9 protein-coding genes are annotated in these 16871 nt (G+C 55.2%); 3 read left to right on the top strand and 6 right to left on the bottom strand.

Annotation, left to right across the window (positions count from 1 at the left end; translation table 11 throughout):
- Positions 1-547: 547 nt before the first annotated feature.
- Positions 548-3496, top strand: a complete 2949-nt coding sequence (locus ACGHP5_RS14310; protein WP_390567362.1) for a BACON domain-containing protein — start codon at positions 548-550, stop codon at positions 3494-3496.
- 576 nt (positions 3497-4072) lie between these two features.
- Here the strand turns inward: ACGHP5_RS14310 and ACGHP5_RS14305 are convergent.
- Positions 4073-4351: a hypothetical protein gene (locus tag ACGHP5_RS14305; protein WP_390567360.1), complete on the bottom strand. Its 279-nt coding sequence runs from the start codon at positions 4349-4351 to the stop codon at positions 4073-4075.
- A 511-nt stretch (positions 4352-4862) separates the two neighbouring features.
- Between ACGHP5_RS14305 and ACGHP5_RS14300 the strand changes: the two genes are divergently transcribed.
- Together ACGHP5_RS14300 and ACGHP5_RS14295 are read left to right on the top strand one after the other, a co-directional pair.
- Positions 4863-7538, top strand: coding sequence for a GDSL-type esterase/lipase family protein (locus ACGHP5_RS14300; RefSeq protein WP_390567358.1), 2676 nt, complete (start codon positions 4863-4865; stop codon positions 7536-7538).
- Between the two features lie 21 nt (positions 7539-7559).
- Positions 7560-9791, top strand: coding sequence for a fimbrillin family protein (locus ACGHP5_RS14295; RefSeq protein WP_390567357.1), 2232 nt, complete (start codon positions 7560-7562; stop codon positions 9789-9791).
- A 69-nt stretch (positions 9792-9860) separates the two neighbouring features.
- Here ACGHP5_RS14295 and ACGHP5_RS14290 read toward each other — a convergent pair whose 3' ends face one another.
- The 5 genes from ACGHP5_RS14290 to ACGHP5_RS14270 form a co-directional block, all read right to left on the bottom strand.
- Positions 9861-10841, bottom strand: a complete 981-nt coding sequence (locus ACGHP5_RS14290) for a PorV/PorQ family protein (RefSeq protein ID WP_390567355.1) — start codon at positions 10839-10841, stop codon at positions 9861-9863.
- 11 nt (positions 10842-10852) lie between these two features.
- On the bottom strand, positions 10853-13237 hold the full coding sequence (locus ACGHP5_RS14285; RefSeq protein WP_390567353.1) for a S8 family serine peptidase: 2385 nt from the start codon (positions 13235-13237) through the stop codon (positions 10853-10855).
- 67 nt (positions 13238-13304) lie between these two features.
- Complete coding sequence (locus tag ACGHP5_RS14280; RefSeq protein WP_337657663.1) at positions 13305-14270, bottom strand: DUF4302 domain-containing protein; 966 nt, start codon at positions 14268-14270, stop codon at positions 13305-13307.
- Between the two features lie 9 nt (positions 14271-14279).
- Positions 14280-15161 (bottom strand): putative zinc-binding metallopeptidase, encoded by an 882-nt coding sequence (locus ACGHP5_RS14275; RefSeq protein ID WP_337756337.1) that lies wholly within the window; start codon positions 15159-15161, stop codon positions 14280-14282.
- Positions 15162-15191: 30 nt separating this feature from the next.
- Positions 15192-16871: a RagB/SusD family nutrient uptake outer membrane protein gene (locus ACGHP5_RS14270; protein WP_390567351.1), complete on the bottom strand. Its 1680-nt coding sequence runs from the start codon at positions 16869-16871 to the stop codon at positions 15192-15194.

Genomic DNA, 16871 nt, shown 5'->3' with positions numbered 1-16871 from the left:
CAGTTTGCGAGCGTACGGACTCTTCTTTGAGTAGAGCATTGTTTCATTATTAAAACAGTTTAAGTTAGAATTCGGTTTGTGTACGGCCCATTCGGGCTTTCGCACGCTGCAAGGTTGATCTGGTATAAACTGTTCCGGGAGGAATGAAAAAAGGTTGGTTAAATTTACTTCATTTGTTTTTTAAGTCGTTTTTAGGTTTGGTGTATGTGATTAATGTGTGCTTTAAAGAAATTTTGTCTTCGTAAATGTAGAGAAAAAAAATAGAAAAGCAAGAAAAAATAAAATTAAAATATGATTAAAATATGTTTTTAGGATGTTTTTTTGTTGTAAAAGCAGAAATAATGGTATGAAAAAATAAATTGCCCGCTGTGAAGAAGTCTGTGAAATCGAGATATATTCGATTTTTTAGAAAAAAGTTGCATGTCGGAACATTTTTTTTTATATTTGTAACGCAAGTTGATCTAAATTTTCTTGGAGGCAGGATACATCACCGGATGTTTCCTGAAAACTATTGTTCAATAGTATCACTCTAAATCAACTGAATTTTATGAAACTAACGAAATGGATGGCTGCAACCGCGTTGTTCCTGTCTTTTGGCGTTGTCGGCTGTACCGAAGACCGTACCGACGAGGTGAGTCAATTGACACGCGATACCGACGAGGTGAGTGTGGCTTATAACAAGGATGCGACCACTCGCGTCTCGGTTCGCGTACCGGGAGCATGGTCTGCATCGGCGGCATGCAAGGATGCCGCAGGCGAACCGACGGCGACCTGGCTGCGGCTCGACCCCGCAGAGGGAGCCGGCAACGGCCGGGATTACCAATGGATCACGGTGATCGCCGACCGCAACGTCGGGGCGAAACGTGAAGCCGTGATAACGATCGTGGACGCTGCGCGCGGCACCTCTGTTGACGTGACGGTGGCGCAGGAAGACGGTACGTTCGAAGTGAAACAACCGGAACTTTCGGGTAAACTCAAATCTGATTCTGAATCGAAGGCACTCCTGGCTATCGCCTACAGCAAGGCCAAAGGCGGTGAGCCTGTCGAGATCGATTTCTCATTCGACGGCGACAGCCGCGGCCTGGCGATCAAGGATTATTCGGGAACGATCGAAAGCGAAGGCGACGGCAAGATCGAATTGCCGATTACGGGAACCCCTACCGATATCGGCGTCGTGAAGCTGAATATGAAGATGGTCATCGAGGGCAAGACGATCTTCGACGATGTGGTTCCGCTGAACATTCAGTCCTCGAATTTTATCTTCAGCATGGATTTCGGCAAATTCGTATGGGGCAGCGACCTGATGGCCAACAAGAGCGGCGTGACGCCCAATCCTTCGGGCGGAACCGCCGGCAAGGAGTATAACGGAACCGAACAGGGAACCTACGAAAGCAAGGTCGGTGCCGACGGAACCAACGACGTGTTCAACACGATGACCATCCTGTATCGCACGAACCGCGATGTGGCCGACTGGTCGGGTGCACGCGTTTACGAGCATCCGGGATACATCAAATTGGGCACGGGCAGCGGCAACGGCTGGATTCAGACCCCCAAGATGAGTCAGCTCACGTCGGCGCCGCAGACGGTCGTCGTCTCGTTCGATGTATCGCTCTACGACGGGGCCGATGACAAGGTCATCTTCTCGGCCGAAGGAGCCGGCGAAATCGAAGGCAGCGGCGAGGTATCCCTGCCGACTTTTTCGGGCTGGGCGAATGCCAAGTGGACGAACTGCACGTTCGTCGTCAACGGCGCCACCTCGGCCACCTCGTTCAAGTGGACGACAACCAAAACCGACGGCAAAGGACGTTTCCAGCTGGACAATATTTCGGTGATGGCATCCGCCGTCAAGGAGCGCACCGAACCGCTGGACAAGATCGACACCGAGCAGTTCGTCTATTCATCAGGAGCGGATTGGATCAAGGTCGACTGGGCCGGTGTACCCGATGCCACGGGCTATGAACTGAAACTGGCTCCGCAGGAGAATCCCTCGTTCGTAAACAAAGTGGTCGTTTCCGCCGACGAGGGAGCCGACGGCGCATTCTCGCACCAGTTCGACGAGCTGAAGCCCGGATTCTACCTCATCGATGTCGTGGCACTCTACGAACCCAACCCCGAATTCAATTCGGAAAAGGTTTCCATCCTGCTCGGCACGGAGGGTTACGTCGCCGGGCCGCTGAAGACCCCGGAGGTGACGGCTTCGTCAACCGCCTACACCGTCACTCCTTCGTGGAAAGCGGTCAGCGGAGCCACCGGTTACAAGGCGGTGCTCAAACAGAACGGCGCACAGATCGGCGAACAGACGGTCAAAAGCGAACAGTTGTCGGCGACGTTCGGAGACTTGACGCCCGATAGCGACTATGCCGTCTCGGTACAGGCGCTCTACGAAAGCAATTCCGAGTACGATTCGAAGTTCTCGGAGGATGTCGCCATACGGACGCGGCCGCTGCTCACCAAACCCGTGGCACAGCTGTACAGCGGGTTCGACGTGACACACAACATGGCTGTCTTCGAGTGGAACATCGACGCCTCGGAGCAGGAGGACACGCAGGCATCGCTTCAGATATTGAACGGATCGACGAAGGTCTACGATTTCTCGAAGTGGTCGATGCCTATCGCGGGATTCCCCTACCGGCGTTTCGTCGTGGGTGGACTCCAGCCGCAGACAACCTATACGGTACGCGTCAAACGCGTGACGCGTGACGCCTCCAAGTTCGGCGATTCGGATTGGGGTGAGTTCCAGTTCACGACCACGGCCAAGGCCGACCATTCGGACTGTCTGTTCTACGCCGACTTCAACGAACACTGGTGGGGCGGCAACGGCGAGCACCTTGCATTCGGCATGTGGCCCAACGGAGCGCAAAATCAACTCGACTTGACGGGAGACCTGACTAAATTCTCCTATTCGCGCGCCAATCCGGTCAACAACATGAATAACCCTAACAATGGCGTAGGCAAGAATCCGGCCGATTACCACCGTCTGTTCTTCTCGCAATGGGATGCCGCGAAAATGAAAACAGGTACGGAAGACTATGTGCTGCGCGCTTACATGACCGCAGGCCTCGTGAAATTCGGCACCGGATCGGGCAACGGCTACCTGGCGGTTCCCCTGACACAGCTGACCGCTCCGACGACGGTCGTGCTGACGTTCCGTTCGTCGCCGTACGTCGAGCCGAACCGCACGTCGAATAGCTTGGAGAACCCCTATGTAATCGATGGCAAGGAAGGTGTCTGGGTTCGTTTGAGAGTGGCCGACGGCGCCCGGATCGTCGAAGCCGACGGTATGACGGTAGCCGCTGCTGATCAGGAGAATATACTGCTCAAGCACCAGCTTCCGACCGAGTACGGCGCAGACAAGCTCCGGACCTACCGGCTGACAGAGCACCGCGTGGTGATCGAAAACGTCACGGCCACGACCCTCATCCAGCTGTATACGCGCAATGAAAAGTCGGTGGGCAACCGTGTCTGGATCGACGATGTGATCGTGAAGAGGAAATAAACACTCCTCCACAGTTTTTACGGCGGGCCGCCCTTCGGAGCGGCCCGCCGTTGTTTCCACATTGTATTTACAGGAGGGTTTGCACGCAAAAACAAGAGGTTGGAACAATCGTTCCAACCTCTTGTTTTTCATTGTAGCGGGTCCGAAATCTGAACTCAAAACTTTATGATTTATAAAACGTCAGCGCGCGGTTTCTACCGAATTGAGATGCGAAGGTAGCCGAAATCGCGGCGGCTCCTTACCGTCGCCGCCGCTGCCGGCGCCAGCTGCCCGGAGGTCTGATGCAGAAATATTGGTCCGTTGCGCCTACCGGTCGCCTGGTGGCAAATATTTTCTTCCCACTACTTGCTTTGAGTTGTCGTAATCGGCTGGGACTGCTTCGCCGTTCTGAACATTTCAGTCGGCTATGAACTCCAGCGCAGGAGGGTGAAATCTGCATCTATATAATGAAACGACATTAAAATCCAAAGCGATTTCAATATGTTTACTATTTCGAATTGTTATTAGCTTAAGATTTTTTCATTTGCCAATTCTGCAAATCTTTCATATCTTGCAGTAGGTTATCTGAAATGTGGTTTACTCGACGACCGGACTGTATAAACCCCAAAAGAAAAGATTTGCTATTATTTTATCACCACGTTTGAGCATTCCAAAAACAGAGATTTTGCTTTTCGCTCCTCTTCCTCGGATACCGCGTACATAGCGTGCCCCAAAGTAACTCTCATCGAGTTCAGCTTCGCCGTTAGTAAAGGGACTTTCTGCCACACAAGGTTCAGCGATACGTATTCGTAATTTGCAGTAAATATTATTTACTATGTCATGACTTAAACCTGTAAATTCAGCGGTCTTTTTCACCTTGATATAGAAGTAAAAATGTAAACAGCTTTGAATTTCTCGTCAAAATATCGGTGCAAAAAATACCTATTACTCATTAATCCAAGATAGTCAAATAGCTTGAAAGACCATACCAATACTAAAATCGCCGAAAAAGAAAAATCCTATATATTTTACGGAGTTTTTCCGTATTAAGGACTATGAAACAGAGCAATCAGGATGCAGACAAGATGCCTTCTATAGTCTGGCAACTAAAATTGGCCTTATTATGTACGATTTTCGCCCTATGAGGAATGAGGTCTGCGTATATTTGAAATATCATTTGGAACTTGTCGTATCTGGTATTTTTGAACGTCGAGAGGGTTCCAATGACACCAACCTTAAATTTCAACCTCAAATTATGGAGAAACCGCGACTCTTAACACTTCTATTTTTGACGGTGGTTATCGCTGCCTGTCAAAAAGATCCCACGCAGAATGGATCGTCTGATCCGGATGTGGTCTCATTCCAGGGATCGGCTTCATTCAAGACTGTGGACCCGGCTGAAAAAGGACTTGATCTGATCTGGAATGCCGATGTAGACCGGATCGGACTGTTTGCAGCCGACGGCGAGACCGTCGAGCATGCCAATATTTATTATGCGGCCTTTTCATCGGCAGCAAATACGCAGTTCGTCTGTCCTTCGCAGGACCGGCGAATCGTGTGGAGCGCCGATGCTGCCTCACGCGATTTCTACGCCTATTATCCTTATCGTACGACATATGATGATTTGACGGCTGTTCCGGTGGCGATTGCTTCGAAACAGAAAGGAGCGGCGGGCGCTACGAAGCATCTGAAACAACTGGTCAATTTATATGCCGTGAGCAAGGGTGTGAAAGATCCTGTCGAAACCATATCCTTGTCATTCGAAAGCGTTGCTGCAGTCATCGAACTCCGACTTGCCGCCGACCGGACATTATCGGATGTTAGGAACATAACGTTGCGCAGTACCGACGGCGGGATATTGGCTTTCGAAACGGGGTCGCTGAATCTGCGGAACGGGGCGGTAACACCCGGAGAGCAGACGACGGCCGAGATAAACTATGAAATCGAAGGACAAGCGACGATTTCACGCACGCCGACGAGCTTTTTCCTGGCTGTGAATCCCGCAGAAGCGGGAAAAACACTGGAAGTGCTGGTCGATTACGGAGAAAAGCATCTGTCGCTGGGATCGGTGACCGTTCCCGAAACAGGAATTCCTGCCGGACGGTTGACCATATTCTCATTGGGTTACAAATTTCCACAGCGCATCGCGGAGGACTTGAGCGCCAACGGTACGGCGAATACTTATCTGGTAACCAAACCAGGTACGACCTATAAGTTCCGTGCGACGACCAAGGGCAACGGAACGCCGCGCACCTATTCGTACTCGGTAGACGGCCATCCTGTAAGCAAATCCTACTCTGAGACCGATCTGGCTATCAAGCCTATGGTGGCAAAACTCGTGTGGTACAATTCGCCGAAAACGACCGACGGCTGGGTACGCGAAAGCCCCGTGATTATCGAATCCGTAGAGTACGACGACTGGGAAGGTAACGTCTACTTCACTACCCCGGCCGAGTTCGTTCCCGGCAATGCCCTGATTGCAGCTTATGATGCCGGCGGCGAAGTCCTTTGGAGCTGGAATATCTGGGCTGTCGAAAATTACGATTGCGACGCTGAATCGCGGCAGGTAGGCCGTTATACGATGATGGACCGTAATCTGGGCGCCATGGCCGGACGCGAGGCGATGAACTCCTCGGATAAACGCGTTGCGGCCTGGGCTTTAGGCAACTATTACCAGTGGGGGCGCAAGGACCCGTTCCCGGCAGCTGCGGAGTACGACGACACGGGATTCGGCAGCGAGATGTACTGGGGACTTCCGACTTATACGCCTATCGAAGAATTGCAGCAGGATTATTCCTCCGAGAGTTGGGGCGCCCGGAACATGATGTTCGGCAAGATCGGTGCAAATAACGCCTATGCCGTGGGTGACAAGACCGTCGACGACGCCGTTGCCCTGTCGGTGAAATATCCCTACCGTTGGATGGCCAAAGAGGTCAGCGGCGTTCAGGCCGACAACTGGTACTCCCCTTCCTATTCGTGGTTCAATAATACAGGCTCGGCCGAGAATCAGACCGGATGGTTCTGGTTGTGGGGAAGCGAATACGTTGGCGACAATCTGAAGAGCATTTACGACCCGTGTCCCGCGGGCTGGAAAGTGGCACCGCCCGAAGCCCTCGATTTCGCCCTCGGCAGCGCGGCGGAACTCGACGAAAAACCGTTCGGGCGTTACTCCCGTGCATACGATCTCTACTTCCCCTATACCGGACAGCGACAGTCGGCCTTCAACGGCAGCCATATCCGTTCGCTCACCAACAAGATGCTCGTGCTGACCAGTTCCAGCGCCAGCGGCAACTATTACCCGGTCCAGGGTAGTCTGGGCGGATATTCGTCCTATAACTCATATACGGGAGCGGGCTACCAGCTGCGCTGCGTTCGCGAGCAGACGACGGCAATGCCCAAAGGGCGTCTGGAGGGTCCGCGAGCCGTATTGATCGGCAACTCCATTACGGAAGTATGGCAGGGACGTACCGACAACAAGACCTTCTTTTCCGAAAACGACTACCTGCCCAAGGGCATCAGCGGTCAGACCTCCCTCCAGATCAGTGCGCGTTTTTACAACGACGTAATTGTCAACGATCCGGCGTGCGTGGTCATCGCCTGCGGGGTCAACGACCTGGCTGAAAACGACGGACAGCCCTGCTCGATCGAACGAGTTTTCGCAGACATCCGTTTGATGTCCGAAACAGGCGCTGCAAGAGGTTTCAAGGTAGTCATTGGCTCGACGCCCCCGGCCAACCGGATCTGGTGGCAGAGCGAGGAGTGGAATGCCACCCATGCCGATCTTGGACAGCGTGTTGTCGAGTTGAACAGGCTGCTGAAACAGTATGCCGAAGAGAGAGGCTTCGTTTATGCCGACTACCATTCCGCGCTCAAAGACGATCAGAACGGACTGAAACTCGAATACTCTTGGACACCGGACGACCGTGTGCATCCCAGTGCGGCAGGTTATGCCGTAATGGAGAAAATCCTTAAGGAAGCCGTCGACAAAGCACTCTTCGATCCAAATGCAACTGACGGCGATGGACAGATTGACGACCTCGACAAATGGGAAGGTTGGGAGTAACCTTAAAACATTTAGAACACGATGAAACGAAACTATATAATTCTGTTGGCCGCCTTGCTGACGGTCGCATGCGCCGGAAACGGCGACACCGTGTCGCCGACACCGCAGGAGGGCGAGATCCTTTTCTCGGGATCAACTGTCGGTTCCAAAGTCCGGACCTCCTATGAAGATACGGAAACAGCGCTCCGGGTAAACTGGGTCAAAAACGATCTGATCGGTCTCTTCGCCGAGTCCGGCGGAAAGAACCTGGGAGCCAATTTCGCCTACAAGGCGGCTGTGTCGGGAGCGACGAGCGATTTTACAGCTGCTTCCCGGCTCAATGTGATCCGCTGGGCCGATGAAACGTCCGATCACGATTTCTATGCATGCTATCCCTATACGGACAGAGCCGCAGTCGATGCAACGGCCGTCCCGGTGTCGGTGCCCGCTGTGCAGACCCGTTCGGAAAGCGATCCGATGGCGACTTTGGCAACCCATGATTTTCTCTACGCCGTTACGCGCGGGATCAAAAAGGGCGACAACGCCGTCAACCTGCAATTCAAACATCTTTTTTCAGCACTCGAAATCCGGCTGACGACCGACCTGCGGGCAAAACTCGAGGGCGTGATTTTCCGTTGCGTCTCGAACGAAAATGCCGCCGTGTCGATGGAAAACGCCACGGTCGATCTGCGCACGGGTGAAGTGAACGTCTCCGAGGCTGTAGTTTCCAATGCCGTGCGACTCGACTGTTTAGGCAATACGTCCGACACCGAGGCACTGGTGCTGCATTTGGTCGTAACACCCGGACATGCTGGTGAAACATTCGAAGCCGTCGCCCTCGTCAATGGCAAGGAGTACATCTTCGCCACCGTGAAGGCTCCGTCCAACGGAGGTATTCCCGCAGGCAGAACGGTGGTTGTCGAAGGGGAAGCTACGCTCGACCCCGAGGATGCGCTTCCCGTCATCGATTTGAGCGCAGACGGTACAGCCAACACCTATTATGTCAATGCGGCCAATACGTTCTACCGCTTCCGTGCCGACGTGAAAGGTAACGGCAAGGCGCTGACTTGCGGCGACCTCTCCTACACGGAGGAGGACCTCAAAATCGAACCGAAAGCCGCCTTCGTACTGTGGTACAATTGTTTGCAGACGGGCTATCTGCCGTGGATACAGGCGTCGCCCGTGGTGCTCAACAGCGTGAAACTCAAGAAGGACGGCTATATCCATTTCGATACGCCCGAAACGTTCGTCAACGGCAATGTGGTGATTGCGGCCATTGACAAAGAACTCAACTACGACCAGATCGAGGCCGACGCGGATAACCGCATCTCGAATGCTGAAGTTCTCTGGAGCTGGAATATCGTGTTCTCGGAGGGATATGACCCCGATGCAGCGGAGAATTGCATCGTAAAGGGCGGCTATACCTTTATGGGCCGCAATCTGGGCGCCGTGATCGACTGGTCGCAGGCCAGCATCAAGCCTAACCAGCAGCAGGAGTCCGTCGACCTGGCCTGGACCTCGGGCAACTGTTACCAGTGGGGACGGAAAGATCCGTTCCCGGGTCTGCCGGATTATATGAGCGGCAACGCCTATTACATGACCGGATTATGGTTCTCTCCGGCCTATACGCCAATTCCCGCGCTGGACAGAGGCACTTTTGAAGCATGGGGCCGAGAGGCGCATCATCAGATTATCGGTAACACGAAGGTGACGGTCGCCATCGACATCAACGCGGCGCTCGGAGCGGGTTATGTGTCGCAGGATGCGTTCAACCTGGGCAGGACCAACCCCCACCTCTGGCTTTACAAAAATCAAAATTACCTGACCGACAAGGCCGGATTGGCCGCCTGGGGCAATCCGTCGAAGGATGCGTACGGTGTAAAGACGATTTACGACCCGTGTCCCCGGGGCTGGAAGGTGATGAGCAAGCAGGCCTGGATGGCGCTGACCGACAATGAAAAGCCTAACGCCGTGATCGATGTTTCGAAAAGCGGACGCGGTATCTGGCTGGACGGCAAGTGGTTCTTTCCGCTGACGGGAGGTGCGCAGCACTGGCACAATTCGGACGGCTCCTGCAACGGAAATACGTGGGGAGGTTCCTGTGCGACCTATTATGTCGATGGACCGGATTATAACCCATGGGGGCACGTCGGAGCTTTCGTAACGGATGTCGGATTCCCGAGCGATGAGACCAAACGGAGTGTTACCTGCAAGTCACAGAACACCTATTCCGACCGAGGTGCGGCGATCCGCTGCATCCGGATTGACGAGTAGCAGACCTGCAACGGAAAAAGCAGCGGCATCTTCCGATGCCGCTGCTTTCGTATGGATGCCGACCGCCGTTTACAACAGAAATCCGACCGAAAAGAGAAACGTGTCGTTGAGCGGATTGAATCTATCGCAGCCCAAGCGCCATGCGGCGTCACACCGCACGGGGCCTGCAATGAATCCGCAACCCAACGAAGCGTAATTGCCGGCTCCTTTGTTCTTCTGACCGAAGTGGTATCCGCCGCGCACGACGCCGTGCCGAAAAAAGGTATATTCGACGCCTGCGGCCAGACCGGTGATCCCTCCCCGGAACTGGTGGCCGAGGTCGAGGGCGATGCCGAGCACGTGGTTCGGGCGGAAGGGCAGATGGAGCGAACCTCCGAACAACCCACGTATTGGCAAGCCATAGCGCTCTCCATCGGAGGCTTTCACATCAGGGCCGATGTCGGCCAGCCGCAGCCCGACGATCCAGCGGGCGCCCTCCACGGCACGGAGCGTCCCGCGGTAGGCCGCGCCGACGTCGAACGAGACGCCCTGCATCGGCTTCTCTCCGAATCCCTGATCGGAACGGGCGTAGCGGGCCGTTAGCGAAAGTGCCAGATTCCGGCCGATCCGACGGCCGTAGCCGATCTCCGCCGAAAGGTCCTGCTGACGGGCCGTTCCGGCGGGGAATCCCTGCTCGTCGGTCAGCCCGACCGAAGGACCGCGAAAATAACGCACCCCGGCCAACAGGGCGTTTCGTGAGTCAGGAACATAAAATCCCCCAGCGCCGTAAAGCACATTGGCGCTGTCGAAAGCCGTATTCCAAGGTCCGTTAAACAGGGCGCCTCCGGCATGTCGTTCGCCGATGAGACTTAATGCGGCATTGGCATAAACGGCCAGCGGATTGTCGGCAACGGCCGTTGCGGCCCCTGCCATACCGGCTGTGCGGGCATTGGTTTCCAGACCGAGAAACGGCATGATCCCGGCATCGGAGGTCTGGGCTTGCGCCGCATAACCGCCTGCCGCGAAAAAAAGTGCCGCGGCAAGGTGTTTGATCGATTGGCTGATATACATGGTGTTTGCGATTATCGTTTGATGATATGGCTGTTGAGTTTGCGACCGCGGCACTCGACCGTGCAGCTGTAAGTCCCGGGAGAAAGTCCGGAAACGTCGATGCGCCCTGTGTTACCGTTGTCGCCGGCGCGGATCGAAGCCTGCGTGGCGAGCACCTGTTGCCCCGCCGCATTGTGGAACCGGATGGGAAAATCGCCCTCGACGTCCGGAATGCGTACAATGAGTACGTCGCGGCACGGGTTGGGGAAAAGCTCCATCGCGGCGCCCGTACCGTCGATGATCACCTGGAATTCCGAAGTCGCCGTGGCGCCGTCGAGGTCTTTGGCCGTTACGGTCAGCGTCGTGCGGCCCGCAGCGCGGGGCCGTATGAGCAGTTCCGAATCCTGTATACGGCATTCCACGACCCCTTCCGCGGAAGACGAAACAAAGAAGGAAAGCCGATCGCCCGGAGCATCGGCATCGGTGAAATACTTCGAGAGATCGATGCTTCTTCCTGCCGGGTCGCCGCTTTGCAAGTAGAAATTCGGAATGGTTGTGGTCGCTTCGGGCGGAGTGTTCTCCCCGGTTCGGACGAAGATGATGACGGGACGGGACGCAACGCCCGACGGACTTCGGCCGACGATCGCCAGGTAATAGACCTCCTGCGGTTCCAGTTCCTCGATCCGGCAGGTGAAAGTCTCGCCGACGCCTACTGTGGAGACGAAGGTGTGCCTGACGGCTGTGGCAGGAATATCGTCGACCGTAGTGGCTGTAAATGCCTGGGTGTCGATGTAAACATCGAATGATGAGACAGGACGCTCCAGATAGCATCGCGGAACACGCCACGACAGTTCCGCATGGGTGCGGTATCCCGAAACCGCAATCGTACGTTCGTCGACCGGATCCGGCCGGGTATCATAGAAAAGAACGTATTCGGCATCAACCAGTCCGTTACCGAGCATTCCGGCATACTCGGGGTTGATCGTTTCCGTAAACTGCTTTCGCCCCGAACCCACGAGCATTTCCCGCAATTTCCCGCTGGTGAACCCCGGTCTTTGCACACCGAATGCGGCGACAGCCAGGGCCGCAATGCCCGAAACCTGTGGCGCGGCCATCGAGGTTCCTGCGGAATAACCGTAACCGCCGTTCGTCGTGGTGCTGAAAACGCGGAATCGTTCGTCACCGGTAGCATGGCCGCCCAAAGCCGCGAGATCGATCCACGAACCGTAGTTGGACCCGGCGACCTTACGGCCGTCGATGCCCAGCGACGCTACGGCCACCACTTTCTCGTAGGCGCCCGGAAACACCGGGTCGGAAATGCCGTCGTTGCCCGCGGCAAAAATGACGATGCCGCCCTTCATGGGACCTGTCTGATTGCCGTTCTCATCGCACCCGGCATACTCTATAAAATAGTCGATGGCCGCTTTGCCCGACTGCGACAAGTCCGGAAGACCGGCGACATAAGTCCAGCTGTTCTGGCTGATGACGGCCCCATGGTCGGCCGTCCAGACCATGATCTCCTCGATCGTCGCGGCATCGCGTCCCGGCTCGTCGAATATCTGACAGCTCATCAGCCGCACACCGCTTCCGGGCGTTCCGTCGCCTCCCGCGATGCCGCATACGCCGATTCCGTTATTGCTGACGGCGCCGATCGTGCCTGCGACATGCGTGCCGTGGCTGCTGGGGGTGATCTCCGTATTATGGCGGCAGAAGTTGTAGCCGCAGGCGCCCTGTCCGTCGCGCCAGATGTTCGCCGCCAGGTCGGGATGCGTGCAGTCGATGCCGCCGTCCACCACAGCGACGACGACGTCTTTATGTCCGGTGCTGACGCTCCATGCCGGAAAAACGTTGAGATCGGCCACGGCCGTCGATCCGACCGCAGCGCCCTCCCGGTGGTAAATCCACTGATTGACCAGCAGCGGATCATTGAATCCGGTGATTGAGGCATTGCCCGGGTCTGCGGCGCTGCCGAAATCGGCACGCGAGACCGTCGCCCCGGCGGGAACCATACGCGGAACAGGTTCGATGCACTCGACTTCGTCCACCCGTCCGAAGCGCTCCATGGCCTCGGAGACAGAAATCGCCCCGGAGAAATGGACGTCGTACCACAGATGAAGTCCGGCCCTGCGGCGGCGTTCCCGAAAACGTTCGCCATCGGAAAAGACACGCTGTACGGCAGTTGCCCCGGCACGGGTGGCGGCGGCATCGAATGCAGCGATTCCCGAGCCGGAACCGCTGCGGGTAAAGGCACGGGTATCGAGTTCGGCTGTCGTTTCGCGCAGTTTAATACGGAATACGCCGGGTACGTAAAACTCCTGTATCGGGGTTTGCCCGACGCAGGGAGCCGGGCCGGATTCCGGGTCTCCGGCACAGGCCGTCAGCAGGAGGAGCGTCAGAAAGAAAGAGAGGTGTTTCATCGGTTTTAAAGGAAAAAGGTCCGGAGCCGGCAGGCGGCATCCGGACCGAATAAACATTTTTTAAGGATCACGGAACCAGTTTGATATCGAGAAACGAATCGGTGCAGACATAACAATCCGATGCCGAGGTAGGTCCCAATTGCCATTTGAAGGTTCGCACCGTCTGGTTCGGGAGGCCGAACAATTCACCCCGGAACGTGTAGGGGGCGTAAAACTGCATGATGCCGTCCGGCAGACAGATGACGCTGACGGGATCATTGGCTTCGACCGTTTCGTAGACCGGTTTTCCTTGTTCGTCCACCTTCGGCCGTCCATAATCGTCGGAAGCCTGTCGACGATAACTGTAGCGGAACGACCAAACCTTGCTGGCGGCATATTGCCGGAAATTGGTCATCAGCGTCGCATTGGGCCGCGTGAGTGTCCCGATCTGTTCGCCATTGGCCACCACCTTGAATTCGGTCTCGGTGATCGCCAATTGGCTGCTGCGGATGGTTTCGAGGTAGCTCTCCGGAGTGTATTGTCCCGAAAGCGGCGTCATACGAATCCGGTTGCCGGTTTTAATGCCCCGCAGAATGATTTCGTCGAAAGCCGGAGAGATCGACATGAACGTGAATTCGTAATCTCCTTTCCATCCTTGGTAGCCGGCGCCGTTGTCTCCGGGAAACGAGAAGAAATGCAGGTAATCGTTATGGGTCGCAAATTTCAGCATGGGACCGGTCGAGAATTCGACCCGATATTCCGATTCCGTCCGCAGCGGGTCGGCTTCGACGAAAGTGCTCCCCTCGAACCAGGCCTTGACCATACGGTCATCCTGGAATTCGAGGATATAAATCCAACCGCCATAACCGAGATTCTCGTCAGGGAAATACTCCATCACCCATGTCTTCCCGGCCTGCAATGCGAATTTGTAGCGTTCAAGCGTCTGCTCGATCCGGGTCGAGGTCGATTCGCTGAAGTTATTTTCCGAATCGTCGCATGCAACAGCCGAGAGTAGCAGCCCGGCCAGCAGTAATATATTGATTCTCTTTTTCATACGTTCATTTTAATCTTCAAGATTTGTCCAGTCGATGCTTCCGAGCTCGGAAAGACGCCGCAGGTAGATGTCGCTCCATTTCGCGACGTCCACACCGAAATCGTCGCGGAGCCATGCGATGAGAATCGAGCGCTTCTTCTCGATTTTGGCACGGCCCTCTGCGCTTTCGATCGAGGAGAGCATCGCCTTCCACTCCTCTTCATTCATGCTGATCAGGCGTCCGCCCGTTTCGGCGATGTCTTCTGCGGGACTCGAACGTGCATACTTCGAAACGAAGCCCAGCTCCATGTAATCGTTGCCGCTTTGGGCATACTTGTCACCCACGTAATCGCTTTGCGTAATGGTGTCGTAGTCGCTCGGTACGGGATATGTACCATCGAGGATATGCATGAACTCGTGAAGCATCGTTCCGGCGATTCGTTCGCTGTCCTTTTCCCGGTCGAAAAATTTTACGCCGAGAACATTGATCTGAAGGCCATTTTCAGCCGAGGCCAGCACGGTGTTCCCGGTGCTGCTGATCTCAAAACTGCCTACCAAATAGAGCACCCGCGGGAAATAGCTCTTTGCGAAAAGCAACGGATCTTTCTGATCGGACATCAGCTCCGCCATGGCGTCGAGCGTCGAGTATTTGATCAGTTTGGCCACCTCGATCGATTTGTCCACGGGCGGCGGCGAGACCCAGTAGTTGAAGTGGGTTTCGCGGTCGGGCATGCGGTATTCGAAACGAATGTTATAAGGTTCCGTATAGTGCCGGTCGAGCCAAAGATCGAACTCGGTCTTCTCCTCGGCAGGATCGACGAAGATGCTTTTGCCGTCCGGTTCGTCCTTGTCGCATGAGGTCGCGCCTGCGACGAGCAGAAGCAAGAACAGGGATATGATTGTCGGTTTCATAATTCAATAATAAAATATTTGGCGAATTGGTTATTGGCAGAAGGGATGGTCAGGACAATTCTCATTGCGGGGATTCGCCTCCAATCCGGCTGTGATAACTTCTTGAGGTAGCTGGAGCGCACGACGAAGATCTTTCTCGCCGAGCGTGGCCGCAACAGTGAATCCGGTCGTATTGTCATCGTTGTAGGCCGAGTCGTCGAAACGATCGATCACGATGCCATAGCGTTTGATGTCGCCCCAGCGCAGGCCGTCGGCGATGGTCTCAATGCGGCGGCAAAAGAGCGTGGTCTGAATGAGGTGCTCCTGTTCGCCAGCCTCGACTGTAAAGCCGTGGGGATGGAGCGGCTTGCGCGATGTCGGCTCCAAAGCGGTGTATTCGGCGATGTAGTGGTCCGATGACGGATCACCGTAGACCTCGGCGATGCGTTCGCGGGTCAGCGGTTCAATGCCGTTCTGTCCGACCAGATAGAAAGAGCCGATCCAGGCATTGAGGTCGGCGACTGCCTTGTCGTACTCCTTGAGATGGACATAGGCCTCTGCACGGCTCAACACCGTTTCGTTGGTTGTGAACGCCACCATCGTCGAACGGCCTATTCCTACGCCGGTTACCGGGTCGGTTACCTCCCACTGATTGGGCCATTTGGGCATGTAGATCTTGTTATGGTCGTTGTTCTGCCAAATGAAGGGCGGGTGCTGATAAACCTTTTCGATGCAGTTGTCCTTCCACCGGTCCCACGGACCGCCCATCGGCCGCTTCGCGCGGTAGGTCTCCCTCTTGGCGACGCGGTAGTTGTGAGTGAAGCGTGCGCCGGAGCTGCTCCAGGCGTTGAAAAGCGATCCGTTACCGGTCACCAGGGGAATCATCAGCAGGTTAAACGAGTGTCCGACGCTGATGTAGTCGAGGGTGCGGACCGAGCCATCCCAAGCCAGATGCTTGACTGCCGCCCAGTCGCGCATGACGGTCGAAGGGGCGCTGCTGAGAACCTCGGAGGCGTATTCGACCACCTTTTCCCACTTCAGATAATAGAGGTTGAAGCGCGAGGCAAAGGCATAGGCGGCGCTGCGGTTGAAGTGGTACTTCGGAACCGCATAGTTGGCGTCGCTGACCAGAGGAAGCGCCTCCTCGATGTCCCGGTCGATTTTCTCATATACCTCCTTGAGATTGTCCCGGCGATAAACCGGATTGAGCGTTGTTTCGGGAGCTTCCATGTAAGGGACTCCCAGGTATTCGCCACTTTTTTCAGGATGATACGGAAGACAATAGAGCATCGTGAGGCAAAAATGCGAATAGGCCCGGCAAAGCAGGGCTTCGGCTTTGGCCGGAAGCAACTCTTTGGGCGTTCCTTGTTTTTCGATCGCTTCCAGAGCAGTGTTGGCTGCGGCAATCGCGGAGTAGTAGGCCTGCCAGGTATTTTTGTTGCTATCGTTCTCGGCCTCGTTCATGTCCATCCAATAGCTGTTGTGCTCCAGCAGCAGGCTGGTGTTGGGATTGTCCGCTCCCATGTCGTCGCAGTTATCCGATGCGATTTCGCACATGCGGGTGAAACTGCGTGAAGGATAGGCCGACACGAGCAACCGGTTGATTTTGTCCGGCGTATCGAGTTCGGTACGGTTGTCGGGCAGTTCGTCGAGGAAATCGTTGCAGGCAGCGAGTGTGAGCGAACCGGCGCCGAGAAGCATTATGCGTGATATTAATTGTTTGATTTTCAT

Origin of the sequence: Alistipes sp. i18-0019-D1 (assembly GCF_042852885.1) — a bacterium.
Classification (GTDB): Bacteria; Bacteroidota; Bacteroidia; order Bacteroidales; family Rikenellaceae; genus Alistipes.
The sequence above is the reverse complement of the archived record's forward strand: the minus strand, read 5'-3'. Positions and strand labels throughout refer to the sequence as shown.

Bases quoted from the DNA above. Each gene is read 5' to 3' on its own strand.
- ACGHP5_RS14275 (WP_337756337.1), bottom strand. From the start codon at position 15,161: ATGAAACCGACAATCATATCCCTGTTCTTGCTTCTGCTCGTCGCAGGC.
- ACGHP5_RS14270 (WP_390567351.1), bottom strand. From the start codon at position 16,871: ATGAAAATCAAACAATTAATATCACGCATAATGCTTCTCGGCGCCGGT.
- ACGHP5_RS14290 (WP_390567355.1), bottom strand. From the start codon at position 10,841: ATGTATATCAGCCAATCGATCAAACACCTTGCCGCGGCACTTTTTTTC.
- ACGHP5_RS14280 (WP_337657663.1), bottom strand. From the start codon at position 14,270: ATGAAAAAGAGAATCAATATATTACTGCTGGCCGGGCTGCTACTCTCG.
- ACGHP5_RS14310 (WP_390567362.1), top strand. From the start codon at position 548: ATGAAACTAACGAAATGGATGGCTGCAACCGCGTTGTTCCTGTCTTTT.
- ACGHP5_RS14295 (WP_390567357.1), top strand. From the start codon at position 7,560: ATGAAACGAAACTATATAATTCTGTTGGCCGCCTTGCTGACGGTCGCA.
- ACGHP5_RS14285 (WP_390567353.1), bottom strand. From the start codon at position 13,237: ATGAAACACCTCTCTTTCTTTCTGACGCTCCTCCTGCTGACGGCCTGT.